Origin of the sequence: Labrenzia sp. THAF191a, from assembly GCF_009363335.1 — a bacterium.
GTDB classification, from domain to species: Bacteria; Pseudomonadota; Alphaproteobacteria; order Rhizobiales; family Stappiaceae; genus Roseibium; species Roseibium algicola.
In genome coordinates this window covers 442,383-461,092 of sequence record NZ_CP045333.1, presented here as the reverse complement: position 1 = coordinate 461,092, position 18,710 = coordinate 442,383, and the positions used below count along the sequence as shown (strand labels likewise).

The following is an 18,710-nucleotide window of genomic DNA, read 5'->3' as shown; positions in this document are numbered from 1 at the left end:
CATGGATATCGATACCATCGCATCCAGTCAGTTTCTGGCAGCTGTTCTGGCCATGGTGGCGGTCACGGGAACCATCTTTTCCCTGGTGATGCCACTTCTGTCCCGCGACACGTTGAAATCGCGGATGAAATCGGTCGCGATCGAGCGCAACAAGCTGCGCGCCAAGGAGAGGGCCCGTCTTCAGGCAGCCCAGGCAGACGCCAAGGCATCCCTGCGAAACCAGCCCAAGGCGCAGATGAAAAGCCTTGTCGACCGGCTGAATCTCAAGGAAGCGCTTTCCGATGAGAGCACGGTCGAAAATCTCAGAATGGCCGGCTACCGCGGCTCCGCACCGCTTTACTACTTCCTGGTCGCGCGCATAGCGTTACCTATCGGTATCTTCGCCTTCACGGTGGCTTACGCGTTTCTCGTGCTGCCCGACGACTTCCCGGCATTGTCAAAGCTCTGCTTCTGTCTGGGTCTTGCCGGCCTCGGCGCTTTCATGCCGAACATCTATCTGAAGAACAAGATCGACAAGCGCAAGCTGACCATCCAGCGGGCCTGGCCGGATGCGCTGGATCTCATGCTGATCTGCGTGGAATCGGGCATGTCCATCGAAGAAGGCTTCAAGCGCGTTGCGGAAGAAGTCGGTGTGCAGTCGGTTGAGCTGGCAGAAGAATTATCGCTCACGACGGCCGAACTGTCTTACCTGAGCGACCGCCGTATCGCGTATGAAAACCTGGCGAAACGCACTGGTGTCGAAGGTGTGAAGAACGTCATGATGGCGCTTATCCAGGCCGAGCGTTACGGTACGCCTGTCGGCACGGCCTTGCGCACGATGGCGGACGATACCCGCGAGCAGCGCATGCAAATGGCCGAACAGAAGGCTGCATCCCTGCCGCCGAAGCTGACGGTGCCGATGATCATGTTCTTCCTGCCTGTGCTGTTCTTCATCATCATGGGGCCGGCAGTGATTCAGGTGATCAACACCTTCCAATAGGCAGCAGGATCGCTCTTCGGCGTGCTTATCGCCGGAGGCCCTGGGTTCTCTCAGCGACAATTGAAACCGGATGCGCCAAACGCGCAGAAGGAGTGCCGATGTTGAGCAGCACTCCTTTGGTCGATTTTCCGAATTTTCTGGATTTAATGCTGGCCCGACGCCGGCAGTTCAAGGCCGTACATTCATTGAGAAAAGCGGGACTTATTGGAACCGCGCTGTTGCCTCAGCCCTGCTGGCGCTTCTGCATCATGGTGCGCAGATAAGCGATGTTGGCCTGGGCCTGCTGCGGATCGATCTCGGACTGCGCTACCTGAATGGCTTCGTCGAACTTGCCCTGTATACCAAGCACGAGGGCCAGGTTCTGTCGAACGCGGCTGTCTGCGCCGGGCAGGGTGGCTGCCTTGCGCAGGGTATATTCCGCATCGGGCAGATCATTGGACAGCAGATACGACAAACCCAGGTTGTTCAGGAGACTGGGATCGTTTGGCGCGATGATAAGCGCCTGCTTGTAGAGGCTGCGGGCCTTGTCGTGGTTGCCGGTCTGGTCGTAAATCGCCGCTTCAGCGGACATCAGCCTCCAGTCCGGCGTGTCCGGCCTCTGGGCACCGCGAATGACGTTCAACGCTTCGTCGAAACGGCCGTTCATCGCCAGAACCTTGCCATAGGCGGAAGAGATTTCCCGGTCCTTAGGATGTGCGATCACGCCGGACCGAAGAACGGCCATGGCCTGCGGAATTTGTCCGTTCTGGCTGAGAGCGCTTGAATAGCCAAGAATGGCACTGCGGTCCTTGCGGTCGCGCTCATAGGCCTTGGACCATTTGGACACCTGTGCCAGCGCCTGTGAGGAGCCCGGTGAAGTGTAGCCGGAGGCAGGAGAGTGCGTGCCGGTGTTGGCGCGGTTGGAAGCACAGCCAGTGACAACGACAAGCGCCGACATGGCCAGCAGCGTCGTAGCGAGACGAGTGCGACGGCGAACGGAACCAGTTCTGGGCGATTGCATTTCCAACATCCTTGTTGTCGGCGGCTTTCAGGTTTCCTTATGAGAAATAGATAATTAACCCTAATGCTTGGTTAAGCACCGTTGCGAAATGCGAGAAGCGGTGTGCATCGACGCGCACCATATTGCGTCCGAACGCCGGGCATCCTAGGTCTTGAAGATCGAATCCAATCTCCAACGGAGGTCCTCCCGTGCGCGAAAGCCTAGTCCGCAAGAGCTATGTATCCAGCTCCACGCCCATCCACGCCGTCACCGAGGCAAGCCTGCCTAAAGTTCTGGACGGGCTCGGAGCAGCGGCATTGAACTGGTGCAAGGTCAACGATTTTGCAGGCAAGCCCGCAACATCCCTGCTTGTCCCGGGAGCAGATGGTGCCGCGGTGCTGTTCGGCGTAGAGGATGGCGGTCTGTCGCATCCGCTGGCACTAGGCGGCCTGGTCGCCGGACTGCCGGAAGGCGATTACCATCTTGCCGAGGGGTTTCCGGATCCCGAACAGGCAGCGCTCGGCTTTGCCCTCTCCACCTACTCTTTTACCCGCTACCTGAAAAACGAAGGCAAGTCCCGCCGTCTTGCCGTTGACGAGACTGTCGACCTGGATCGACTCGGAACGATTCTCGACGGGGTCCAGCTGGCGCGTGATCTCATCAATACGCCCGCGAACGATCTCGGACCGGGGGAACTGTCCCAGGCCGTTGTCGCCCTGTTCAAGCAGCATGGCGGCACCGGGCGTATCGTCATCGGGGAAGACCTTCTGGAAGAAAACTTCCCGATGGTGCACGCAGTCGGCAAGGCCAGCAGCCGGGCGCCGCGCCTGGCAGACTTCACCTGGGGTGACGAATCTGCGCCCAAGGTCACTTTGGTGGGCAAGGGTGTCATCTTCGATACCGGTGGTCTCAACCTGAAACCGGGTTCCTCCATGGCGCTGATGAAAAAGGACATGGGCGGGGCGGCCAATGTGCTGGGCCTTGCGTCCATGATCATGGCGTCAAAGCTTCCTGTTCGCCTGCGCGTCATCGTTCCCTGTGTCGAAAACGCTGTTGCCGGAAACGCCTTCCGGCCGGGAGACATCCTGCCGAGCCGCAAGGGGCTGACTGTCGAAATCGGCAACACCGATGCCGAAGGTCGGTTGATCTTGGCCGATGCCCTGGCGCTTGCAGACGAGGAGAGCCCGGAAATCCTGATCGATATGGCAACGCTCACCGGTGCTGCCCGCGTTGCTCTGGGGCCGGATCTGCCGCCTTACTACACGGACGACGAGGAACTTGCCGAGGACATCGCGGTCATGGCCGAGGCTGCCGCCGACCCGCTGTGGCGCATGCCGCTGTGGCAGCCCTATCTGAAATATCTCGACAGCAAGGTTGCCGATATCAATCACATCAATACATCCGGTGCTGGATTCGCTGGCTCGATCACGGCGGCGCTGTTCCTGTCCCGCTTTGTTGAGAACACCGGCAGCTGGGTTCACTTCGATATTTTCGGCTGGACCCCGATGGAAAAGCCCGGAAAACCGATGGGCGGGGAAGCCCAGGGCATTCGTGGTCTGTTCGATGTCCTCTCTGAGCGTTTTGCGGGCGCACAATAACGGCTCCGAAACGTTTTCGTGGTTCGATGGTCATGGAGATGGATGGGGGAAAAGGATGGGACCCTGTAACTCATGGCCGTCGAATTGCGCGCCTCGCAGGCGCTGAAACTGATGCACGAGGTCAATCTGGCGCTTGTTCGCGATAGCGAACAGGATCTTTCCGCGCGCCAGTTGACGATCCTGATGACAGTCTATCTGGAGCCGCCGCCGCATACGGTGCGCGGGTTGGCTGCCAAGTTGAATGTCACCAAACCTGCCATCACCCGGGCGCTTGACACTCTGGGCGGTATGCGGCTTTTGTCGCGCAAACGCGACGAAGCCGACAAACGCAATGTGATCATCACCCGCACGGTGGAAGGCGCGCTTTATCTGGAGCAGCTTGGCGATCTCGTGGTGGAAAAAGCCCGGGAACTGCCGCGCTGACAATCCAATCCAATTCGGGATCGACTATCGACCATGACCGAGACCTTCGACCGCCGCCGACATCCGGTCCGTGCCGACCTTGCCGCCATCGACTATGAAGGCCGGGCAGCCGCTAGCCGTTTCGCCGAGGGCGAGGTGTTTCAGGTCATTGCAGACCAGCTGCCGATCCGGCCTGAACCGCGCCCGGACAGGCCGATCGACACCGAAGCCCTCAGCGGCGAATGGGTGACGGTTTACGAGCAGACACCGGAAGGCTGGGCCTGGGGACAGCTCGACACGGACGGCTACGTCGGCTGGTTCTCCTCCGACGACCTTGGGCCGGTGAAGCCGGCAACCCACCGGGTGCGCGCCCTTCGGACCTACCGTTACCCGGTTGCCGACCTCAAGTTTCCGCCACAGGGGCTTCTGTCCATTGGCTCACTGGTCACGGTCATCGGTGAAACCGAAACGCGTGGGCTGACCTATGCGCTCCTCAGCGATGGTTCGGCGGTTGTTGCCAAACATCTTGTGCCGCTGGACGCCGTTGAGGATGACTGGGTGGCTGTCGCCGAAGAATTGATCGGCACGCCCTACCGCTGGGGTGGACGCTCGAGCCTGGGTCTCGATTGTTCGGCGCTGGTGCAACTTGCGGCGCAGACAGGCGGACACGACCTGCCGCGCGACAGCGACATGCAGGAAGCGGAAGCAGGCGAAGCCGTTCCGCATGATGATCCGGCTGCATTGAAGCGTGGTGATCTGCTGTTCTGGAAGGGCCATGTCGGCATCATCGCGGGCGAGAACCGCCTTTTGCACGCAAACGGCTACACGATGACCGTCGCCTATGAGCCACTGGACAAGGCAATTGATCGCATCGCGGCAACGGAATGGGGCGCGATCACGAAGGCGCGGCGCCTGCCAGAGTTGTAAGTGGACTGAAGGTGGCTGTGCCCCGGGCATTCAAGTGCTCGCCCGGGGTCTTGTCGGTTGTGATTTTGCGTTTGTCTAATCTGCGCGATTACCTCAGCCGGGGAACGTCTGGACGCCAATGGATTCGAGTGCGCCGGACTTCGGGTTCTTGACCAGGCAAAGCTGGCTTTCAGTTCCCTGAATGAAGCAGACCATGGGACGCTCTTCCTGGCGGGCCCGCTCATATGTCTCCCGTGTCACGCCTTCTTCTGCATAAAACGGAAATTCGCCGGCCTGCGGGCCTTCAGCGCCTTCCGGCCAGGCCGGCAGCTTGGCGGATGTCGCGACATCGACGTAGCCGCTGATCCAGTCCAGCAGGGCTGCCTGCATGTCGGTGAGGGTTTCGATGCCGTAAAAACCGAACAGGTCGTTCTGATCAAAGGTAGCCTGATATTCAATGCCACCGGACTGATTGAAGACCGCGAGCGAGACTTCCGCAGACCCGCATTCGCCCTGTGCATCGGCTTCAACCGAATAGGTGTCCAGCCAGACCGCTTCGACGGACTGCGAGCACTCTTCCGCCGCTGCATTCTGGCTCAGCGGGAGCGCGAGCCCCCCAAGCATCACGCCGGTGATCGCGATGTTAAGTGTCTTGGAAAAAAGGAAATTCCGGAACGACATACCTGCCTCCAAATCGACTCGGATCGAGCCGGCCGGACTGTAGACCCGGGGTGGAACAGCAGCAACAGATTTGCTGCGTCACCCCTTCGGTGTCATCGCCAGCTGGGGTTCGGCACTGGAAGTGTCTTTTGCAACGCTTTCGAGTTCTCCCAGCTCGAGATCCTCGATCCGGCGGCTGCGCTTGGAGATCTTGTCGGAGGAAATCAGGATCTGGTCGATATCCTTGTTCGCCTGTGCGAAATGGGCCTGAAGTTTGCCGACGCGATCGTTCAACCGACTGACATCGGCGACCAGGTGGCCGACTTCGGCCTGGATCAGATGGGCCTGCTCGCGCATCTTTGCATCGCGCAGCACCGACTGGATCACCTGGATCGACAGCATCAGCAGCGACGGCGAGACGATCACCACCCGGGTGCGGTGCGCCTTCTGGATCAGATCCTCGAAGCTCTCGTTGAGTTCTGCAAACACGCTTTCTGATGGCACGAACAGGAACGCGGTATCCTGCGTCTCGCCGGGCAGAAGGTATTTCTCGCCGATGTCCTGAATGTGTTTGGTGAAGTCGCGGCGGAACTGGGCCTGGGCATATTTAAGCTGGTCGTCGGTTTCCGCATTGCGCAGCAGGTTGAAGGCTTCCAGCGGAAACTTGGCGTCGATGGCCAGGGGCGGTGCACCGTTCGGCATGTGGATCAGGCAGTCCGGGCGGCTGTTGTTCGACAGCGTTGCCTGGAAGGAATAGGTGCTGGGCGCCATCTGGTCCTGGACAATCGCCTCCATCCGGCCCTGGCCGAAGGCGCCGCGGGTCTGCTTGTTGGACAGGATAGCCTGCAACTGGCCAACCTGGCCGGAGAGATCGGTAATCGTGCGCTGCGCCCGGTCGATCACCGCCAGCCGCTCGTGCAGGTGCCTGAGGCCGTCCTGCGTGCGCTTGCTGGTATCGGCCATCGAAAGGTTCAGCTTGTGGCCCATGCCGTCCAGGCGCTCGTTGACGGCGCGCATCATGTCGGACTGCCGCGAGCCGAACACTTCCGCCATGGTCTGCATGCGGCCGGTCATTTCCCCCTGAGATTTCAGAAGTTGCGAGAGATGGCTTTCCAGCTCGTGAATGCGCTCGCCGGCCACCGCGTCCGATTCGGCACGCAAACGGATCTCCCGCATGGTCTTCAGGACCAGCCAGACAATCAGCGCCAGAAGAAACAGGCCGCCGGCGATGGCAGCTTCCAGAACCGTCACCGGACGGCCACTCAAATCGAACAGGATCTCATTCATGAAACAAACATAGAACGATTCGGGGCGAAGGCCCATCCGCGCAGCAGGAGAGGGCTGTGGTCTTTTACCAGGTAGCCGGTCCGGCCGAAGGCGTTGAAAACGGGAGGCTGCCGCGCTATTTCCGCGTTGACCGGAGCGCTCCGATTTCTTATGTCAGGCGCATGACAATACGCCCGATCATCACCATTCCCGATCCGGTCCTGCGCGAGGTGTGTGCACCTATCGTGACCGTTGACGACGACGTCCGCAAACTGGCCGACGATATGCTGGAAACCATGTACGATGCCCCCGGCATCGGACTTGCCGCCAGCCAGATCGGGCTGTTGCAACGCATCTTCGTGCTGGACGTCGCCAAGGAAGACGCGCCGAAAGAGCCGATGGTGTTCATCAATCCGAAGATCGTCTGGTCGAGCGAGGACCTGTCCGTCTATCAGGAAGGTTGCCTGTCGATCCCTGATTACTACGAGGAGGTCGAGCGGCCTGCCGAAGTAACGGTCCAGTTTCTCAACCGGGAAGGCGCCGAACAGGAGATCAAGGCCGACGGGCTTCTGGCAACCTGTATTCAGCACGAGCTTGACCATCTCAACGGGAAGCTGTTCATTGACTACCTGTCGAAGCTGAAGCGCGAACGCGTTGTCAAGAAATTCACCAAGCAGGCAAAGCTGGCCGGAAAACTCTGATCCGCTGCTGCCTGGCTGAAACCGGGGGCGGCATAAATGGATCAGGTCCTGTTCCTGAAACTCTTCGCTGCGCTCTTTGCAATCATGAACCCGATTGCAAACCTGCCGGTGTTCTTGTCGCTCACCGCCGACAAGGGGCCGGGGTTTGAGCGCAAGGTTGCCCTGACGGTGCTGGTCGGCCTTGCCCTTGGCTCAGCATTCATCGGTCTCACGGGCGACACCATTCTCAAGGTCTTCGGCATCAGCCTGGATGCGTTTCGGCTTGCCGGTGGTTTCCTCATTCTCCTGATCGCGCTCAACCTCATCTCCGGTGAGAAGAGCAAGGCGCATCATGGGACGGACGAGGAACAGGAACATCATTCCGAACAGGACAATCCTGCAATCTATCCGCTGACCGTACCGATCCTGCTCGGACCGGGAACGATCTCGACCATGATTATCTACCGTGGCCAGGTCACGGATCTTTCCCACGAAATTGCATATATCGCTGCCATTGCCGCCTCCATCGCCGTACTCGTAGGCACATTCTTTGCCGCCCCCTTCCTGTCAAAGTTCCTCGGCCAGACCGCAACCAGCGTCATGAGCCGCCTGATGGGGATGATCCTGGCAGCCATTGCGATGGAAATGATGATCGGAAGCCTAAAGGTCCTGCTGCCAGGCCTGGCTTGAAGCGAGCTGACGCCACGCGGCAGGCCTGATCGATTTCGCACTTTCGGGAAGGAGTGGCACTGGTTGCAGGGGTGTCAAACAACGCACGCTGCCCCCTTGCAACACCCGCCGTGAGACGCAATAAGGGCGCAGATCTTCAAAACCCCTCAGGAGCCTCATGTCCTTACGCGTCATCTTCATGGGCACCCCGGATTTCTCGGTGCCGACCCTCATGGAAATCGTCGGCCAGGGCCACGACGTGGTCGCCTGCTATTCGCAGCCGCCGCGTCCTGCGGGACGGGGCATGGATCTGAAGAAATCGCCGGTTCACGAGGCCGCTGAATCTTTCGGTATTCCGGTGTTCACGCCGCAGAGCCTCAAAGGGTCAGAAGAGCAGGAGGCCTTTGCGGCCCTGAATGCAGATGTCGCGGTGGTAGTTGCCTACGGCCTTCTCCTGCCGAAACCGATCCTGGAAGCGCCGGAATACGGCTGTCTCAACCTTCATGCTTCCATGTTGCCACGCTGGCGCGGCGCAGCGCCCATCAACAGGGCGATCATGGCCGGTGACACGGAAACAGCCGTTCAGGTAATGCGCATGGAAGAGGGGCTCGATACCGGTGCCGTCTGCATGTCGGAAACCGTTGCCATCGGCGAGAACATGACGGCCGGTGACCTTCACGACAAGCTGTCTTCGCTCGGCGGGGATCTGATGGTTCGGGCGCTGGCGGCCTTGTCGCGCGGGGCGCTTGGAGACCAGACCCAGGCCGAGGAAGGTGTCACCTACGCGGCCAAGCTCTCCAAGCAGGAAACCCGGATCGACTGGTCGAAACCGGCTGCGGAGGTTCACAACCACATTCGCGGCCTGTCACCCTTTCCCGGTGCCTGGTGCGAAATGCCGCTCGGCGGCAAGATGGAACGGGTCAAGGTTCTGCGCAGCACGCTTGGCGAAGGCTCCGGCACGCCGGGATCCGTCCACACCGGTGGGGATGTGCCGGTGATTTCCTGCGGTACGGGTGCCGTACGTCTGGAACAGGTTCAACGGGCCGGCAAGAAGCCGATGAGCGGCGCGGAATTCCTGCGCGGAGCATCGCTTTCTGACGGCACGGTTCTGGACTAATCTGAGGTTCGAGGAGACCGACATGACCCAAGCCGCCGAAGCTGCCGGCCTTGCCATCAGAAACGTGACATCTGACGATGAAGCTTCCGTCAGAGAGCTGGTCACCGCTGCCTTTCCGTCAGACATGGAAGCCCGCCTCGTGCACACGCTGCGTCATTGCGGCGCTCTGGTGCTGGAACAGGTCGCGGTCGACGCTGACGGCCGGATCGTCGGACATATCGCCTATAGCCGTGTCACCCCGGCTGCCATCGGTCCGGGGCAGGGCATGCAGGTTGTCTGCCTTGCGCCTGTTTCCGTCTGGCCGGACCTGCAGAAGACGGGCATCGGTTCGGCGCTGATCAAGGCCTCTCTGGAAAGCCTGAAGGATCTGGGAGAAGACCTTGTTCTGGTGCTCGGCCCACCGTCCTATTATCCGCGCTTCGGTTTCGATCCCGTGCTGGCACGCAAGGTGCAAGGGCCTTATGCGGGCGATGCCTTCATGGCGCTTGCGCTGACGGAAGCCGGATCGCGGGACCTGCCAATCGAGGTGGCCTTCGCCACACCCTTTGAAGAATTCGAGTAATGCCCCGCTACAAACTGACGGTGGAATATGACGGCAGGCCGTTCAGCGGCTGGCAGCGCCAGGCGAACGCGCCGTCGGTCCAGGCGGTGATCGAACGTGCCGTCAAGGCATTCTCCGGTGAGGAGGTGACCATTGGCGGCGCCGGTCGCACAGACACCGGCGTCCACGCCACCGGGCAGGTCTGCCATGTGGATCTTTCGAAGGACTGGGACGCAAGAACGGTCATGGGGGCGCTGAATTTCCATTGCCAGCCCCATCCGGTGGTGATCCTGGATGCTGCGGAAATGCACGAAGGCTTCGACGCGCGCTTTTCCGCGATCCGCCGCTCCTACCGCTATCGCATTCAAAATCGGCTGCCGCCGCTCACCCACCAGCTTGGGCTTGCCTGGCATGTGAAGGTGCATCTCGATGCGGACGCCATGCACGCGGCCGCGCAGGAATTCGTCGGTCATCACGACTTCACCACCTTCCGCCATACGCGCTGCCAGGCAAAAAGCCCGGAAAAGACGCTGGAGGAATTCCGGGTCTACCGCGAGGGCGAGTTCGTCATTGCCGAATGCGCCTCACGGTCCTTCCTGCACAATCAGGTGCGCTCGATGGTCGGCTCCCTGCGTCTGGTCGGTGAGGGCAAATGGGGGCCGGGTGATGTCACCAGGGCCCTTCAAGCCCGCGACCGGAACGCCTGCGGCCCGGTGGCGCCGGCAGACGGGCTTTACCTGACCCGTGTCGACTACCGTTCCGCCGAAATGGACATCGAACTCAAGAAGGACTGGCAAGCCCGCAAAGCCGTGTTGGCGAACGGAGAAGGCGAAGAAGACGGCGACGCGTGAGAGGATCCCCTTGAGCCCGTCACAACGTCTCCTCAGGTATCTCCACGCACTTCTTGTAGAGATGCCAGGTCGTATGACCGAGGATCGGCAGGGACACGACAAGGCCAAGGAACGCCGGTGCCATCGAGACGATCAGAACCGCGGTCACGACAAAGGCCCAGCCGATCATCGGTACGGGCGATGTGAACACGGCGCGCACGCTGGTGATCATGGCGGTGATGAAGTCCCGATCTTCTTCCATCAGCAACGGGAAAGACACCACGGTCAGCGAGAACAGGATCAGCGACAGGATTGCACCCACCACGTGGCCAACGGCGAGGAACATCAGGCCTTCCGGGGTGGAGATGACCTGGGTCAGAAACTCGTCGAACGAGGCAAATGACCGGAAGCCGAGGAACAGCGCGAGCAGCAGGCGCACCTGGTACATCCACATGATCTGGATGAACAGAACCACGAAGGCCATCCAGGAAAGTTCCCGCCCCTTTTGGGCCCACATTGTGCCGAAGATGCGCGACCAGGAAAGCTCCTCGCCATTTTGGAGACGCCGGCTGACCTCGTAGAGGCCAACCGCAGCGAACGGCCCGATCAAGACGAAGCCGGCCGCTGCCGGATAGGACAGGTAACTCATGTTGAGGGCGGCCGCGCTCAAGACGACGAACAGGCCCCCAAGAGCGAAAAACGCGCCGATCGCCAGACCGTAGACCGGCGCCCTGCGGAAATCGGCCAGACCCGCAGCGAACGCGTCGATCACGTCGTTGACGGTAATCTTGTTGACCTTTGGCATGGGCCGCAATCCAGTTGTTGCGGATGCCCCGCTACCGTGCGGGGTTGACGTGTTGTCACTCATCAGGCGGCTTCCTCCCAAAAGCATATTGCCCGCCCGCCTCCCGCGGACAGGCAATCTTAGGCACGGAACGGTGTCCGGCTCAATCGGGAGAAGGGCTTATGCGCCGGTTAAATCCGACGTGAAGCGCGGGCAGACCTGCGTGTCGGGTTATCCGGTCGTGAAAATGGGGAGCAGGATCTTTGGGCCCATTATTCGAGACAGCCTGGAGGCTTCCTCAGGATGAGGCTGCGGTTTGCTGAAGCCTTTCTTGCCCGTATCGCCTCATCCTGAGGAGCCGCGATAGCGGCGTCTCGAAAGAGGGGCCACGAACGCTGTGCCCACCGCTCACACAGGCGAAGCGGCAGGCCGGTCTGTTGCAGGCGAAGCAAGGCAGGGCCTCACTCGGTAGCCGGCTTCTTGTCCATGTCGGCGGCCGCGGCAGCGGCTGCTGCTGTGACGGCTTCCTTCTGCTTGTCGTCCAGCTTCGCGGTGTCGGGAATGTTGACCCGCACCTCCTTGCGCGCGAACTGGATGCCGTTCTCCTCGAACGCCTGCTGAACGCGCTTGTAGATTTCCTTGCGGATGCCGAACTGCTTGCCGGGTTTGGTGGTGTACTTGCCGCGCACCACGATGCCGACGTCGTCGACATCGGCAACGCCCTGTCCCTTGAACGGGGCCAGAATGTCGTCCTTGAACTCTTCCATCTCCATGATTTCCTGGCCGATCCGCTTGAAGAGCTTGCGAACCTTCTCGACATCCGTGTCGAAAGGAACGGTGAACTTCAGCTTCATGATCACCCAGTCTCGGGACAGGTTGGTGAGCTTCGGGATTTCGCCATAGGGAACGATATGAACGGCACCACGTGTGCCGCGCAACTGCAGGGACCGGATCGAGATTTTCTCGATAGTGCCCTGTGTGCCGTCCGCATCGATGAATTCACCCAGACGGAAGGCATCGTCCATCAGGAAGAAGATGCCTGAAACCACGTCGCGCACCAGGGTCTGCGCCCCGAAGCCGACTGCCAGGCCAACGACACCGGCACCGGCCAGAAGCGGCGTGATGTTGATGCCCAGCTGGCTGAGGGCGAGCAGCGTGGTCAGGGTCAGGATCGTGATCTGCACAACGATGCGGATCAACGGCAGGATCGTTGCAAGTCGCGACTTTCCGGCCCCGCCCATCTCCGCGTCTTCATCTTCGTTAGAAGGCGGCGGCGAATCCTTGGCGAGCTGGTGGGCAACCCAGAGATTGGTGATTTCCCAGGCAAGGTAACCGGCGGCCAGAATAAGCAGGAAGATAACCGTATGCCGGGCGACCGAGGACCCGTCTTCCGCACCGAGCGCGAGCAGATTGAGACCATAGATCCTGCCGACCATCAGTACCAGGAAGGCAAGCAGGGCCACGCGGGAAATGCGTACGTAACTGTGCCGGGTCTGCATGTGGGCAGCTTCCGCAACCGGCCCTTCCCCGCGCATGGGCGGAACGATGTGGGAGACGATGCCGCGTACCATCGTGTCGAGAAACGGCGCGAACACTACCAACGCGATCACGGCGAGAGAGCGTCCCGCGGTCAGCGCCTCGATGCCCATGCTGGTTGTTATCTGAACCAGCAGCCAGTTGAAGGCGATGAAGGCAATCGAGAAGTAGGGCCAGAACCGGGCCATGCGTTCCAGGCCGCTGGTTGGCTGGTGCTCATCACCCAGAATGATGCTCGTCAGGCCATGACGGGCGTTCCAGATGACCATGGCGATCCAGAGATTGACGCCAAAGCCGATGAAGAAGCGGAAGGTTTCGGCAACATCTCCGTCGCCCGCCTCGATCATGATGTTACGCAGGAAGAACGTGACGCCAACAAAGGCGAAGAGGCTCGTGAAGCTGCGGTAAAGCGACTTGGCGGTGGTGTCGTCTGCGGTGACGAGGCGCAACTCGCTACGATGCGGCGCCAGGGCAAAACGCAGGAGAGCGGCGACGATGCGTGGCAGGAAAACGATCCAGTAAACTGCCTGAAAGGCAAAAGCTCTGGCAACAGGATCGAAAATCGCGATCTTGCCGACAGCGAAGGCGACGATTGCAAAAACGATCAGCCCGCCAAGATCAAGCGCGGCACGTGTGGAGACCAGTTTGACAGTTTCAAAGAGGCTGTGGGGCGCGTGGCTCTGGATTTTCTCCCGGCGGGAGGCGAATAGCCGGTTAACCAGGAACTCGGCGGCAAAACCGGCGGCCAGGATAAGTGCAATCGCACCGATGAAGATATGCACGGGTCCTGCGACCGTTCCCGCAATCAGCGCGCCGATACTGGAGAAAAGGCTGCTGAAGAGCTCCGGCACTGTTCGGAAACTGTTGGCAATCAGCGCACCGAATTGATCTGCTGCGGTTTGCACCTTCTCGATCAGTTCGACTTCCTCTGACGGAGGCGGGGTCTGCGCGCCCTTGGCTGCGGCACCTTGCTGCAGCAGGGTCATCAGATCGGTCAGCGCCTTCACCTGTTCCGGATCGAGATCGGAGACAAGCTTTTCCATGGCTTCGGGCTGAAGTTGCGACGGAAGGTTTTTTCCGGTGTCCTGTGCGTTGGCCGGCAGTGCCATAATGGACAAGAACGCCAGAAATACTGAGAATGCACAGGCAGTTAGTCTAGTCTTCCAGGCACCGGTCATCAGCGAGCCCCCTCGTCGGCAGTGAACCTTCAAAATTAGGATTGGCACGCCGAACGTGCAAAATCCATTAAAATTACCCAAGGTAATAGGGGTGCAAACTATACGACTGGCACAATTCGCATGATTACGCACTGGCCAAGGCCGGTGCGACTGTGTAACAGACCTTGATCCGGCCCGCGTATGCGTCTACCTCCTTGCCAGATCAATCGAACCTGAGCTGGATGGAATGACAACGCCCCCACAGAGCGCGAATACTGCCCCGGGGCCGATCTGGGCCCTTTTGAGCCCTATCGGTCGTATGGGCCGGGAACCCTATTGGCTGTGTTTCCTTGTCAGCTGGATCATCTTCGGAATTGCGCTTCGGATCTGGTGGCTTTCCTCCGCTGAAACACCGACGCCTGAATCGATGATTTCCGGCGACTACATCGGCACGAATCCGCTGTTTCCGGTTCTGTTCTTCGTTCTGCAATGGGTGGAACTGGCACTGGTCGTCAAGCGGCTGCAGGACATCGGTCAGAGCGGGTTCCTCGCGCTTTTGATCTTCGTTCCGATCCTGAATGTGATCATGCTGATCTTTCTCGGCGTTGTGCCCAGCCAGGGCCAGCCGAACCGCCATGGCCCGATGCCAAACAGCTACTGGCGCAAGCGCTGAACGCGCGTGAGCCTTGCATACGACTTAACCAAAGAGACTGTTTCATGCCCACTTCCGCCGTCGCAATCGCACAGGACCTGATCCGTTGCCCGTCCGTGACCCCTGCCGAAGGCGGAGCGCTGGCATCGCTGGAAGCGTTGCTCGGCAAGGCCGGGTTTGCCGTGTCGCGCGTCACGTTCCAGGACGAGGACACGCCGGACGTGGAGAACCTGTTTGCTTCCATCGGCAGCGGTGCACCGCATTTCGTCTTTGCAGGCCACACGGATGTGGTTCCGGCCGGTGCCGAGAGCGACTGGCGGCACGGCCCGTTTGAGGGGACCATCGACAACGGCATGCTGTTTGGCCGGGGCGCAGTCGACATGAAAGGCGGCATCGCGGCCTTTGCGGCAGCAGCGCTTGATTACGTTGCCGAAAAAGGCCCGGATTTTGGCGGCACGATTTCCTTTCTCATCACCGGCGACGAGGAAGGCCCGGCCGTCAACGGCACCGTCAAGCTGCTTCAGTGGGCCAGGGAACAAGGGCATGTGTTCGATGCCTGCATCGTCGGCGAGCCGACCAATCCGGATGTGCTCGGCGATGCCATCAAGGTCGGGCGGCGCGGATCGCTGTCCGGCACCATCACCGTCCGGGGTGTCCAGGGTCATGCCGCCTATCCACATCTGGCCGACAACCCGATCCCGGGCCTGATCCGCCTTCTGGCCGCGCTTGATGCGCTGGAACTGGACAAGGGTAACGAACGCTTTCAGCCGTCCAATCTGGAGATTGTCTCCGCTGATGTCGGTAATCCGGCCTTCAACGTCATTCCGGCGCGGGCAGAAGCCCGTTTCAACATTCGCTACAATGACGAATGGACGCTGGAGAGCCTCAAGGCCCGCATCACCGAGACGCTTGAAGCGGTAGACCTTGGAAACCTGGCGCTTGGGCTGGAGTTCAAGCGCGATGCCAGCGAATCCTTCCTGACTCGGGACGAGGTCCTGATCGAAGCCCTGAGCAAGGCTGTAGAAGCGGAAACCGGCCGGGTTCCGGAGCTTTCAACGGGCGGAGGAACATCCGACGCCCGCTTCATAAAGAACTACTGCCCCGTCGTGGAATTTGGCCTTGTCGGCCAGACGATGCACAAGGTGGACGAATGTGTCGCGGTTGAGGACCTTGACCGGCTGGCTGCAATCTACAAAAAATTCCTCTTCAGCTATTTTTCCGGAGCAGACGGGAATTGATCAGCAAGGTCGAAATTCGCGCGGCATTGGACGGGTCCTGGTTGCTTCTGCGCAACCGTCCGGAAGGAATGGCGTTTTTCGACCAGTCCATTCAGGGGTTCTGGCGTTCGTTCTCCGTCATCTTTCTGCTGGTGCCGGTCTATGTGGTCAGCTGCCTTGCGGAAAAGCGGCTCTTTTTCGCCGAGAACCTCTACCATCCCGATGCCTTTCCGAACGGTAGCTACTGGTTTGCCCAGTTCCTGGGAATGGGCGTGGACTGGCTGGCACTACCGTTGTTGCTGGCGTTGCTGGCAGCGCCGATAGGCATTTCGAACCGCTACGTGTCTTTCATTGTCGTACGCAACTGGACAAGCCTGCTCGCGTCGGTGCCGTATCTCTTTACCTACATCCTGTTTCTTCTGGACGTCATCTCGCCTGGCATCGTTGTCTTGTTGTCGCTGACCTGCCTCTTTGTCGTGATCTGGTATCGCTACCAGGTCGCCCGCATCGCGCTTCAGACAACCGTGAGCCTGACCATCGGCGTGGTCGTCCTTGATGTCTTGCTCACGCTCGTGATTTCCCAGGTGGTCGGGCTTTTGTGGGGCGCATGAAAAACCCCGCCGGGTTAGTGCGGGGCTTTCCGGATTTCCAGATGTCGGCGCGCTCGTGGCGCTCCGTGGTCTGCGTCAGTCGCGCAGAAGTTCGTTGATGCCGGTCTTGGAGCGGGTCTTTTCGTCAACCGTCTTCACGATTACGGCGCAGTAAAGGTTCGGAGCGGCTTCGCCGTTGCCCATTACGCTGGACGTCGGCATGGAGCCTGCGACAACCACGGAGTAGGGCGGTACTTCGCCGTAGGTGATCTCGCCGGTCATGCGGTTGACGATGCGGGTGGACTGGCCAATGAAGACACCCATGCCGAGCACGGAACCTTCACGCACGATGCAGCCTTCGACCACTTCGGAGCGTGCGCCGATAAAGCAATTGTCTTCGATGATCACCGGACCGGCCTGGAGCGGTTCCAGAACGCCGCCGATGCCGACGCCGCCGGACAGGTGCACGTTCTTGCCGATCTGGGCGCAGGAGCCGACGGTTGCCCATGTGTCGACCATTGTGCCTTCGTCAACAAAAGCACCGAGATTGACGAAGGACGGCATCAGGACCACGCCCTTGCCGATAAAGGCGGAGCGGCGAACAATGCAGTTCGGCACGGCGCGGAAACCGGCGTTTTCAAAATCCATGCCGCGCCAGCCGTCGAACTTGGACGGCACCTTGTCCCACCAGGTGGCGTCGCCGGGGCCGCCCTTGATGATGTCCATAGGGTTCAGGCGGAACGACAGCAGAACAGCCTTCTTGGCCCACTGGTTGACCGCCCAGTCGCCATCCTTCTTCTCCGCAACGCGCAGCTTGCCACGGTCGAGCAGGTTCAGAGTTTCCTCGACCGCGTCCCGGACTTCACCGGTGGTCGTGGTGTCGATGGCGGCACGGTCTTCAAAGGCGGCGTCGATGATCTTGGACAGGGAAGCGAGATCGTGGGTCATCAGGCAGATGGTCTCCGGGCGTTAACATTTCTGGCGCGGACCTAAGCCGCCCGGCAAGGTGCTGTCAAGCACGTGAGGGTCGGCAGATGTCCTCTAGCCGTCAAACAAGGCGCCATTCTCGGGGGATTGCTGGCTGGATTACATCTGTCGTCCAAGTCGATGAGTTGAGAAAAAATAAAATGTTGGTTGCGATCTCGGCAGTTTAAAGCGGCGACCAAATCGCTAGGGTGAAATCAATTCAACAAAATCGACAAGAGTACTTTCCGTGGAATTATGGATCCCGATCACCATTGCAGCAGCGTTCTGCCAGAACCTGCGCACGGCCCTCCAGAAACACCTGAAAGGTCAGCTTGGTACTACCGGGGCAACATTTGTGCGGTTCGGCTACGGCGTGCCTTTCGCGATCGCCTATGCCGCCGTGCTGCACGTCGTGTTCAAGTTCCCGCTGCCTGAACCGACACCAACGCTTTTGATTGCCGGGGCCCTGGGCGGTCTGGCGCAGATTCTCGGCACGTTTCTGCTGATCCACCTGTTCTCTTTCCGCAACTTTGCCGTCGGGACCGCCTATTCCAAGACGGAACCGATCCAGGCGGCGCTCTTTGGCTTCGTGGTTCTCGGCGAACACATTTCCCTGGCGGCTGGACTGTGCATTCTGGTCGGCGTCATCGGTGTGGTGGTCATTTCCTTGGCACGGGTTCCGTTGACACTGGCTGCCATCCGCACTTCGCTGGTCGGACGTCCGGCATTGATCGGCCTTGCCTCGGCTGCCTTTTTCGGAGCGTCCGCCGTCGCCTACCGCACGGCTTCGCTGTCGCTGGAAGGCACCGGGGTGCCGATGCAGGCCGCCTACGCGCTGGTTTATGCAACGGCTTTCCAGACAATCGTCATGGCAAGCTGGATGGTCCTGCGTGAACCCGACCAGTTGCGCGCCAGCCTTCGCGCCTGGCGAGCAGCCGTCTGGGTTGGCGCTTCCGGCGTGGCCGGGTCTGTGGGCTGGTTCACGGCAATGACGCTGCAAAATGTCGCCTATGTGCGCGCACTTGCCCAGGTCGAACTCGTGTTCACCTTTCTGGTGTCATGGCTGGTGTTCAAGGAAGCGATCGCCCGGTCCGAGATTTTCGGCTGCATGCTCATCGTTGCGGCGGTCGTGGGGGTTATCCTGCTGCGTTAGGGCGGCGGAGACCTTGAAGCAGCAAGGC

General features: G+C 60.2%; 19 protein-coding genes. 13 read left to right on the top strand and 6 right to left on the bottom strand.

Translation table 11 applies throughout. The features are described 5' to 3' along the window. The first annotated feature begins 1 nt into the window (after window position 1). Entirely contained in the window at window positions 2–979 is a 978-nt protein-coding gene (locus tag FIV05_RS02140; RefSeq protein WP_152508514.1) for a type II secretion system F family protein, read from the top strand. 223 nt (window positions 980–1,202) lie between these two features. Here FIV05_RS02140 and FIV05_RS02135 read toward each other — a convergent pair whose 3' ends face one another. Next, the gene (locus FIV05_RS02135; protein WP_051990112.1) at window positions 1,203–1,979 is read right to left on the bottom strand and encodes a tetratricopeptide repeat protein; all 777 of its coding nucleotides are present in this window, start codon (window positions 1,977–1,979) and stop codon (window positions 1,203–1,205) included. 188 nt (window positions 1,980–2,167) lie between these two features. Between FIV05_RS02135 and FIV05_RS02130 the strand changes: the two genes are divergently transcribed. The 3 genes from FIV05_RS02130 (at window position 2,168) to FIV05_RS02120 (ending at window position 4,885) form a co-directional block, all read left to right on the top strand. Then, window positions 2,168–3,556 (top strand): leucyl aminopeptidase family protein, encoded by a 1,389-nt coding sequence (locus FIV05_RS02130; RefSeq protein WP_152508513.1) that lies wholly within the window; start codon window positions 2,168–2,170, stop codon window positions 3,554–3,556. A 72-nt stretch (window positions 3,557–3,628) separates the two neighbouring features. Next, window positions 3,629–3,979: a MarR family transcriptional regulator gene (locus FIV05_RS02125; protein WP_006934185.1), complete on the top strand. Its 351-nt coding sequence runs from the start codon at window positions 3,629–3,631 to the stop codon at window positions 3,977–3,979. Window positions 3,980–4,012: 33 nt separating this feature from the next. Beyond that, on the top strand, window positions 4,013–4,885 hold the full coding sequence (locus FIV05_RS02120; protein ID WP_152508512.1) for an NlpC/P60 family protein: 873 nt from the start codon (window positions 4,013–4,015) through the stop codon (window positions 4,883–4,885). Window positions 4,886–4,978: 93 nt separating this feature from the next. Here FIV05_RS02120 and FIV05_RS02115 read toward each other — a convergent pair whose 3' ends face one another. Both FIV05_RS02115 and rmuC read right to left on the bottom strand, forming a co-directional pair. Beyond that, a complete protein-coding gene (locus tag FIV05_RS02115) occupies window positions 4,979–5,545 on the bottom strand; it encodes a hypothetical protein (protein ID WP_152508511.1) in 567 nt (188 codons plus the stop codon). Window positions 5,546–5,623: 78 nt separating this feature from the next. Beyond that, window positions 5,624–6,811, bottom strand: coding sequence for a DNA recombination protein RmuC (rmuC, locus tag FIV05_RS02110; protein ID WP_035908085.1), 1,188 nt, complete (start codon window positions 6,809–6,811; stop codon window positions 5,624–5,626). A gap of 161 nt (window positions 6,812–6,972) precedes the next feature. Between rmuC and def the strand changes: the two genes are divergently transcribed. From def to truA, 5 genes are all read left to right on the top strand, one after another. Next, window positions 6,973–7,491 (top strand): peptide deformylase, encoded by a 519-nt coding sequence (def, locus tag FIV05_RS02105; protein WP_031268905.1) that lies wholly within the window; start codon window positions 6,973–6,975, stop codon window positions 7,489–7,491. A 36-nt stretch (window positions 7,492–7,527) separates the two neighbouring features. Continuing rightward, entirely contained in the window at window positions 7,528–8,160 is a 633-nt protein-coding gene (locus tag FIV05_RS02100) for an NAAT family transporter (RefSeq protein ID WP_152508510.1), read from the top strand. A 157-nt stretch (window positions 8,161–8,317) separates the two neighbouring features. Beyond that, window positions 8,318–9,256, top strand: a complete 939-nt coding sequence (gene fmt / locus FIV05_RS02095; protein WP_152508509.1) for a methionyl-tRNA formyltransferase — start codon at window positions 8,318–8,320, stop codon at window positions 9,254–9,256. A gap of 22 nt (window positions 9,257–9,278) precedes the next feature. After that, window positions 9,279–9,818, top strand: coding sequence for an N-acetyltransferase (locus FIV05_RS02090; RefSeq protein WP_152504708.1), 540 nt, complete (start codon window positions 9,279–9,281; stop codon window positions 9,816–9,818). After that, window positions 9,818–10,648, top strand: a complete 831-nt coding sequence (truA, locus tag FIV05_RS02085; RefSeq protein ID WP_152508508.1) for a tRNA pseudouridine(38-40) synthase TruA — start codon at window positions 9,818–9,820, stop codon at window positions 10,646–10,648. The genes FIV05_RS02090 and truA overlap by 1 nt, the downstream gene beginning before the upstream one ends. A gap of 19 nt (window positions 10,649–10,667) precedes the next feature. Here truA and FIV05_RS02080 read toward each other — a convergent pair whose 3' ends face one another. Both FIV05_RS02080 and FIV05_RS02075 read right to left on the bottom strand, forming a co-directional pair. Further along, complete coding sequence (locus tag FIV05_RS02080) at window positions 10,668–11,495, bottom strand: DUF2189 domain-containing protein (RefSeq protein ID WP_031268907.1); 828 nt, start codon at window positions 11,493–11,495, stop codon at window positions 10,668–10,670. Between the two features lie 377 nt (window positions 11,496–11,872). Next, window positions 11,873–14,056 carry a mechanosensitive ion channel family protein gene (locus FIV05_RS02075; protein ID WP_209009830.1) on the bottom strand — a complete coding sequence of 728 codons (2,184 nt, stop codon included), beginning with the start codon at window positions 14,054–14,056 and terminating at the stop codon, window positions 11,873–11,875. A gap of 295 nt (window positions 14,057–14,351) precedes the next feature. Here FIV05_RS02075 and FIV05_RS02070 point away from each other — a divergent pair, with 295 nt between their 5' ends. From FIV05_RS02070 to FIV05_RS02060, 3 genes are read left to right on the top strand one after another with little or no spacing between them, the layout of a single operon-like run. Further along, a complete protein-coding gene (locus FIV05_RS02070) occupies window positions 14,352–14,777 on the top strand; it encodes a DUF805 domain-containing protein (RefSeq protein ID WP_031268909.1) in 426 nt (141 codons plus the stop codon). 44 nt (window positions 14,778–14,821) lie between these two features. Next, window positions 14,822–15,994 (top strand): succinyl-diaminopimelate desuccinylase, encoded by a 1,173-nt coding sequence (gene dapE / locus FIV05_RS02065; protein WP_062490495.1) that lies wholly within the window; start codon window positions 14,822–14,824, stop codon window positions 15,992–15,994. Beyond that, a complete protein-coding gene (locus tag FIV05_RS02060) occupies window positions 15,991–16,584 on the top strand; it encodes a hypothetical protein (RefSeq protein WP_022999774.1) in 594 nt (197 codons plus the stop codon). The genes dapE and FIV05_RS02060 overlap by 4 nt, the downstream gene beginning before the upstream one ends. A 75-nt stretch (window positions 16,585–16,659) precedes the next feature. On the opposite strand, the gene dapD is transcribed toward FIV05_RS02060, so the two are convergent. Further along, window positions 16,660–17,514 carry a 2,3,4,5-tetrahydropyridine-2,6-dicarboxylate N-succinyltransferase gene (dapD, locus tag FIV05_RS02055; RefSeq protein WP_088665171.1) on the bottom strand — a complete coding sequence of 285 codons (855 nt, stop codon included), beginning with the start codon at window positions 17,512–17,514 and terminating at the stop codon, window positions 16,660–16,662. A 262-nt stretch (window positions 17,515–17,776) separates the two neighbouring features. Between dapD and FIV05_RS02050 the strand changes: the two genes are divergently transcribed. After that, on the top strand, window positions 17,777–18,682 hold the full coding sequence (locus tag FIV05_RS02050) for an EamA family transporter (RefSeq protein WP_022999776.1): 906 nt from the start codon (window positions 17,777–17,779) through the stop codon (window positions 18,680–18,682). Window positions 18,683–18,710: the final 28 nt, after the last annotated feature.

Coding starts and splice junctions, on each gene's coding strand:
- dapE (WP_062490495.1), top strand. CDS start 14,822: ATGCCCACTTCCGCCGTCGCAATCGCACAGGACCTGATCCGTTGCCCG.
- FIV05_RS02115 (WP_152508511.1), bottom strand. CDS start 5,545: ATGTCGTTCCGGAATTTCCTTTTTTCCAAGACACTTAACATCGCGATC.
- FIV05_RS02100 (WP_152508510.1), top strand. CDS start 7,528: ATGGATCAGGTCCTGTTCCTGAAACTCTTCGCTGCGCTCTTTGCAATC.
- truA (WP_152508508.1), top strand. CDS start 9,818: ATGCCCCGCTACAAACTGACGGTGGAATATGACGGCAGGCCGTTCAGC.
- rmuC (WP_035908085.1), bottom strand. CDS start 6,811: ATGAATGAGATCCTGTTCGATTTGAGTGGCCGTCCGGTGACGGTTCTG.
- FIV05_RS02070 (WP_031268909.1), top strand. CDS start 14,352: ATGACAACGCCCCCACAGAGCGCGAATACTGCCCCGGGGCCGATCTGG.
- fmt (WP_152508509.1), top strand. CDS start 8,318: ATGTCCTTACGCGTCATCTTCATGGGCACCCCGGATTTCTCGGTGCCG.
- FIV05_RS02080 (WP_031268907.1), bottom strand. CDS start 11,495: ATGAGTGACAACACGTCAACCCCGCACGGTAGCGGGGCATCCGCAACA.
- FIV05_RS02140 (WP_152508514.1), top strand. CDS start 2: ATGGATATCGATACCATCGCATCCAGTCAGTTTCTGGCAGCTGTTCTG.
- FIV05_RS02125 (WP_006934185.1), top strand. CDS start 3,629: ATGGCCGTCGAATTGCGCGCCTCGCAGGCGCTGAAACTGATGCACGAG.
- FIV05_RS02090 (WP_152504708.1), top strand. CDS start 9,279: ATGACCCAAGCCGCCGAAGCTGCCGGCCTTGCCATCAGAAACGTGACA.
- def (WP_031268905.1), top strand. CDS start 6,973: ATGACAATACGCCCGATCATCACCATTCCCGATCCGGTCCTGCGCGAG.
- FIV05_RS02135 (WP_051990112.1), bottom strand. CDS start 1,979: ATGCAATCGCCCAGAACTGGTTCCGTTCGCCGTCGCACTCGTCTCGCT.
- FIV05_RS02120 (WP_152508512.1), top strand. CDS start 4,013: ATGACCGAGACCTTCGACCGCCGCCGACATCCGGTCCGTGCCGACCTT.
- FIV05_RS02075 (WP_209009830.1), bottom strand. CDS start 14,056: ATGGCACTGCCGGCCAACGCACAGGACACCGGAAAAAACCTTCCGTCG.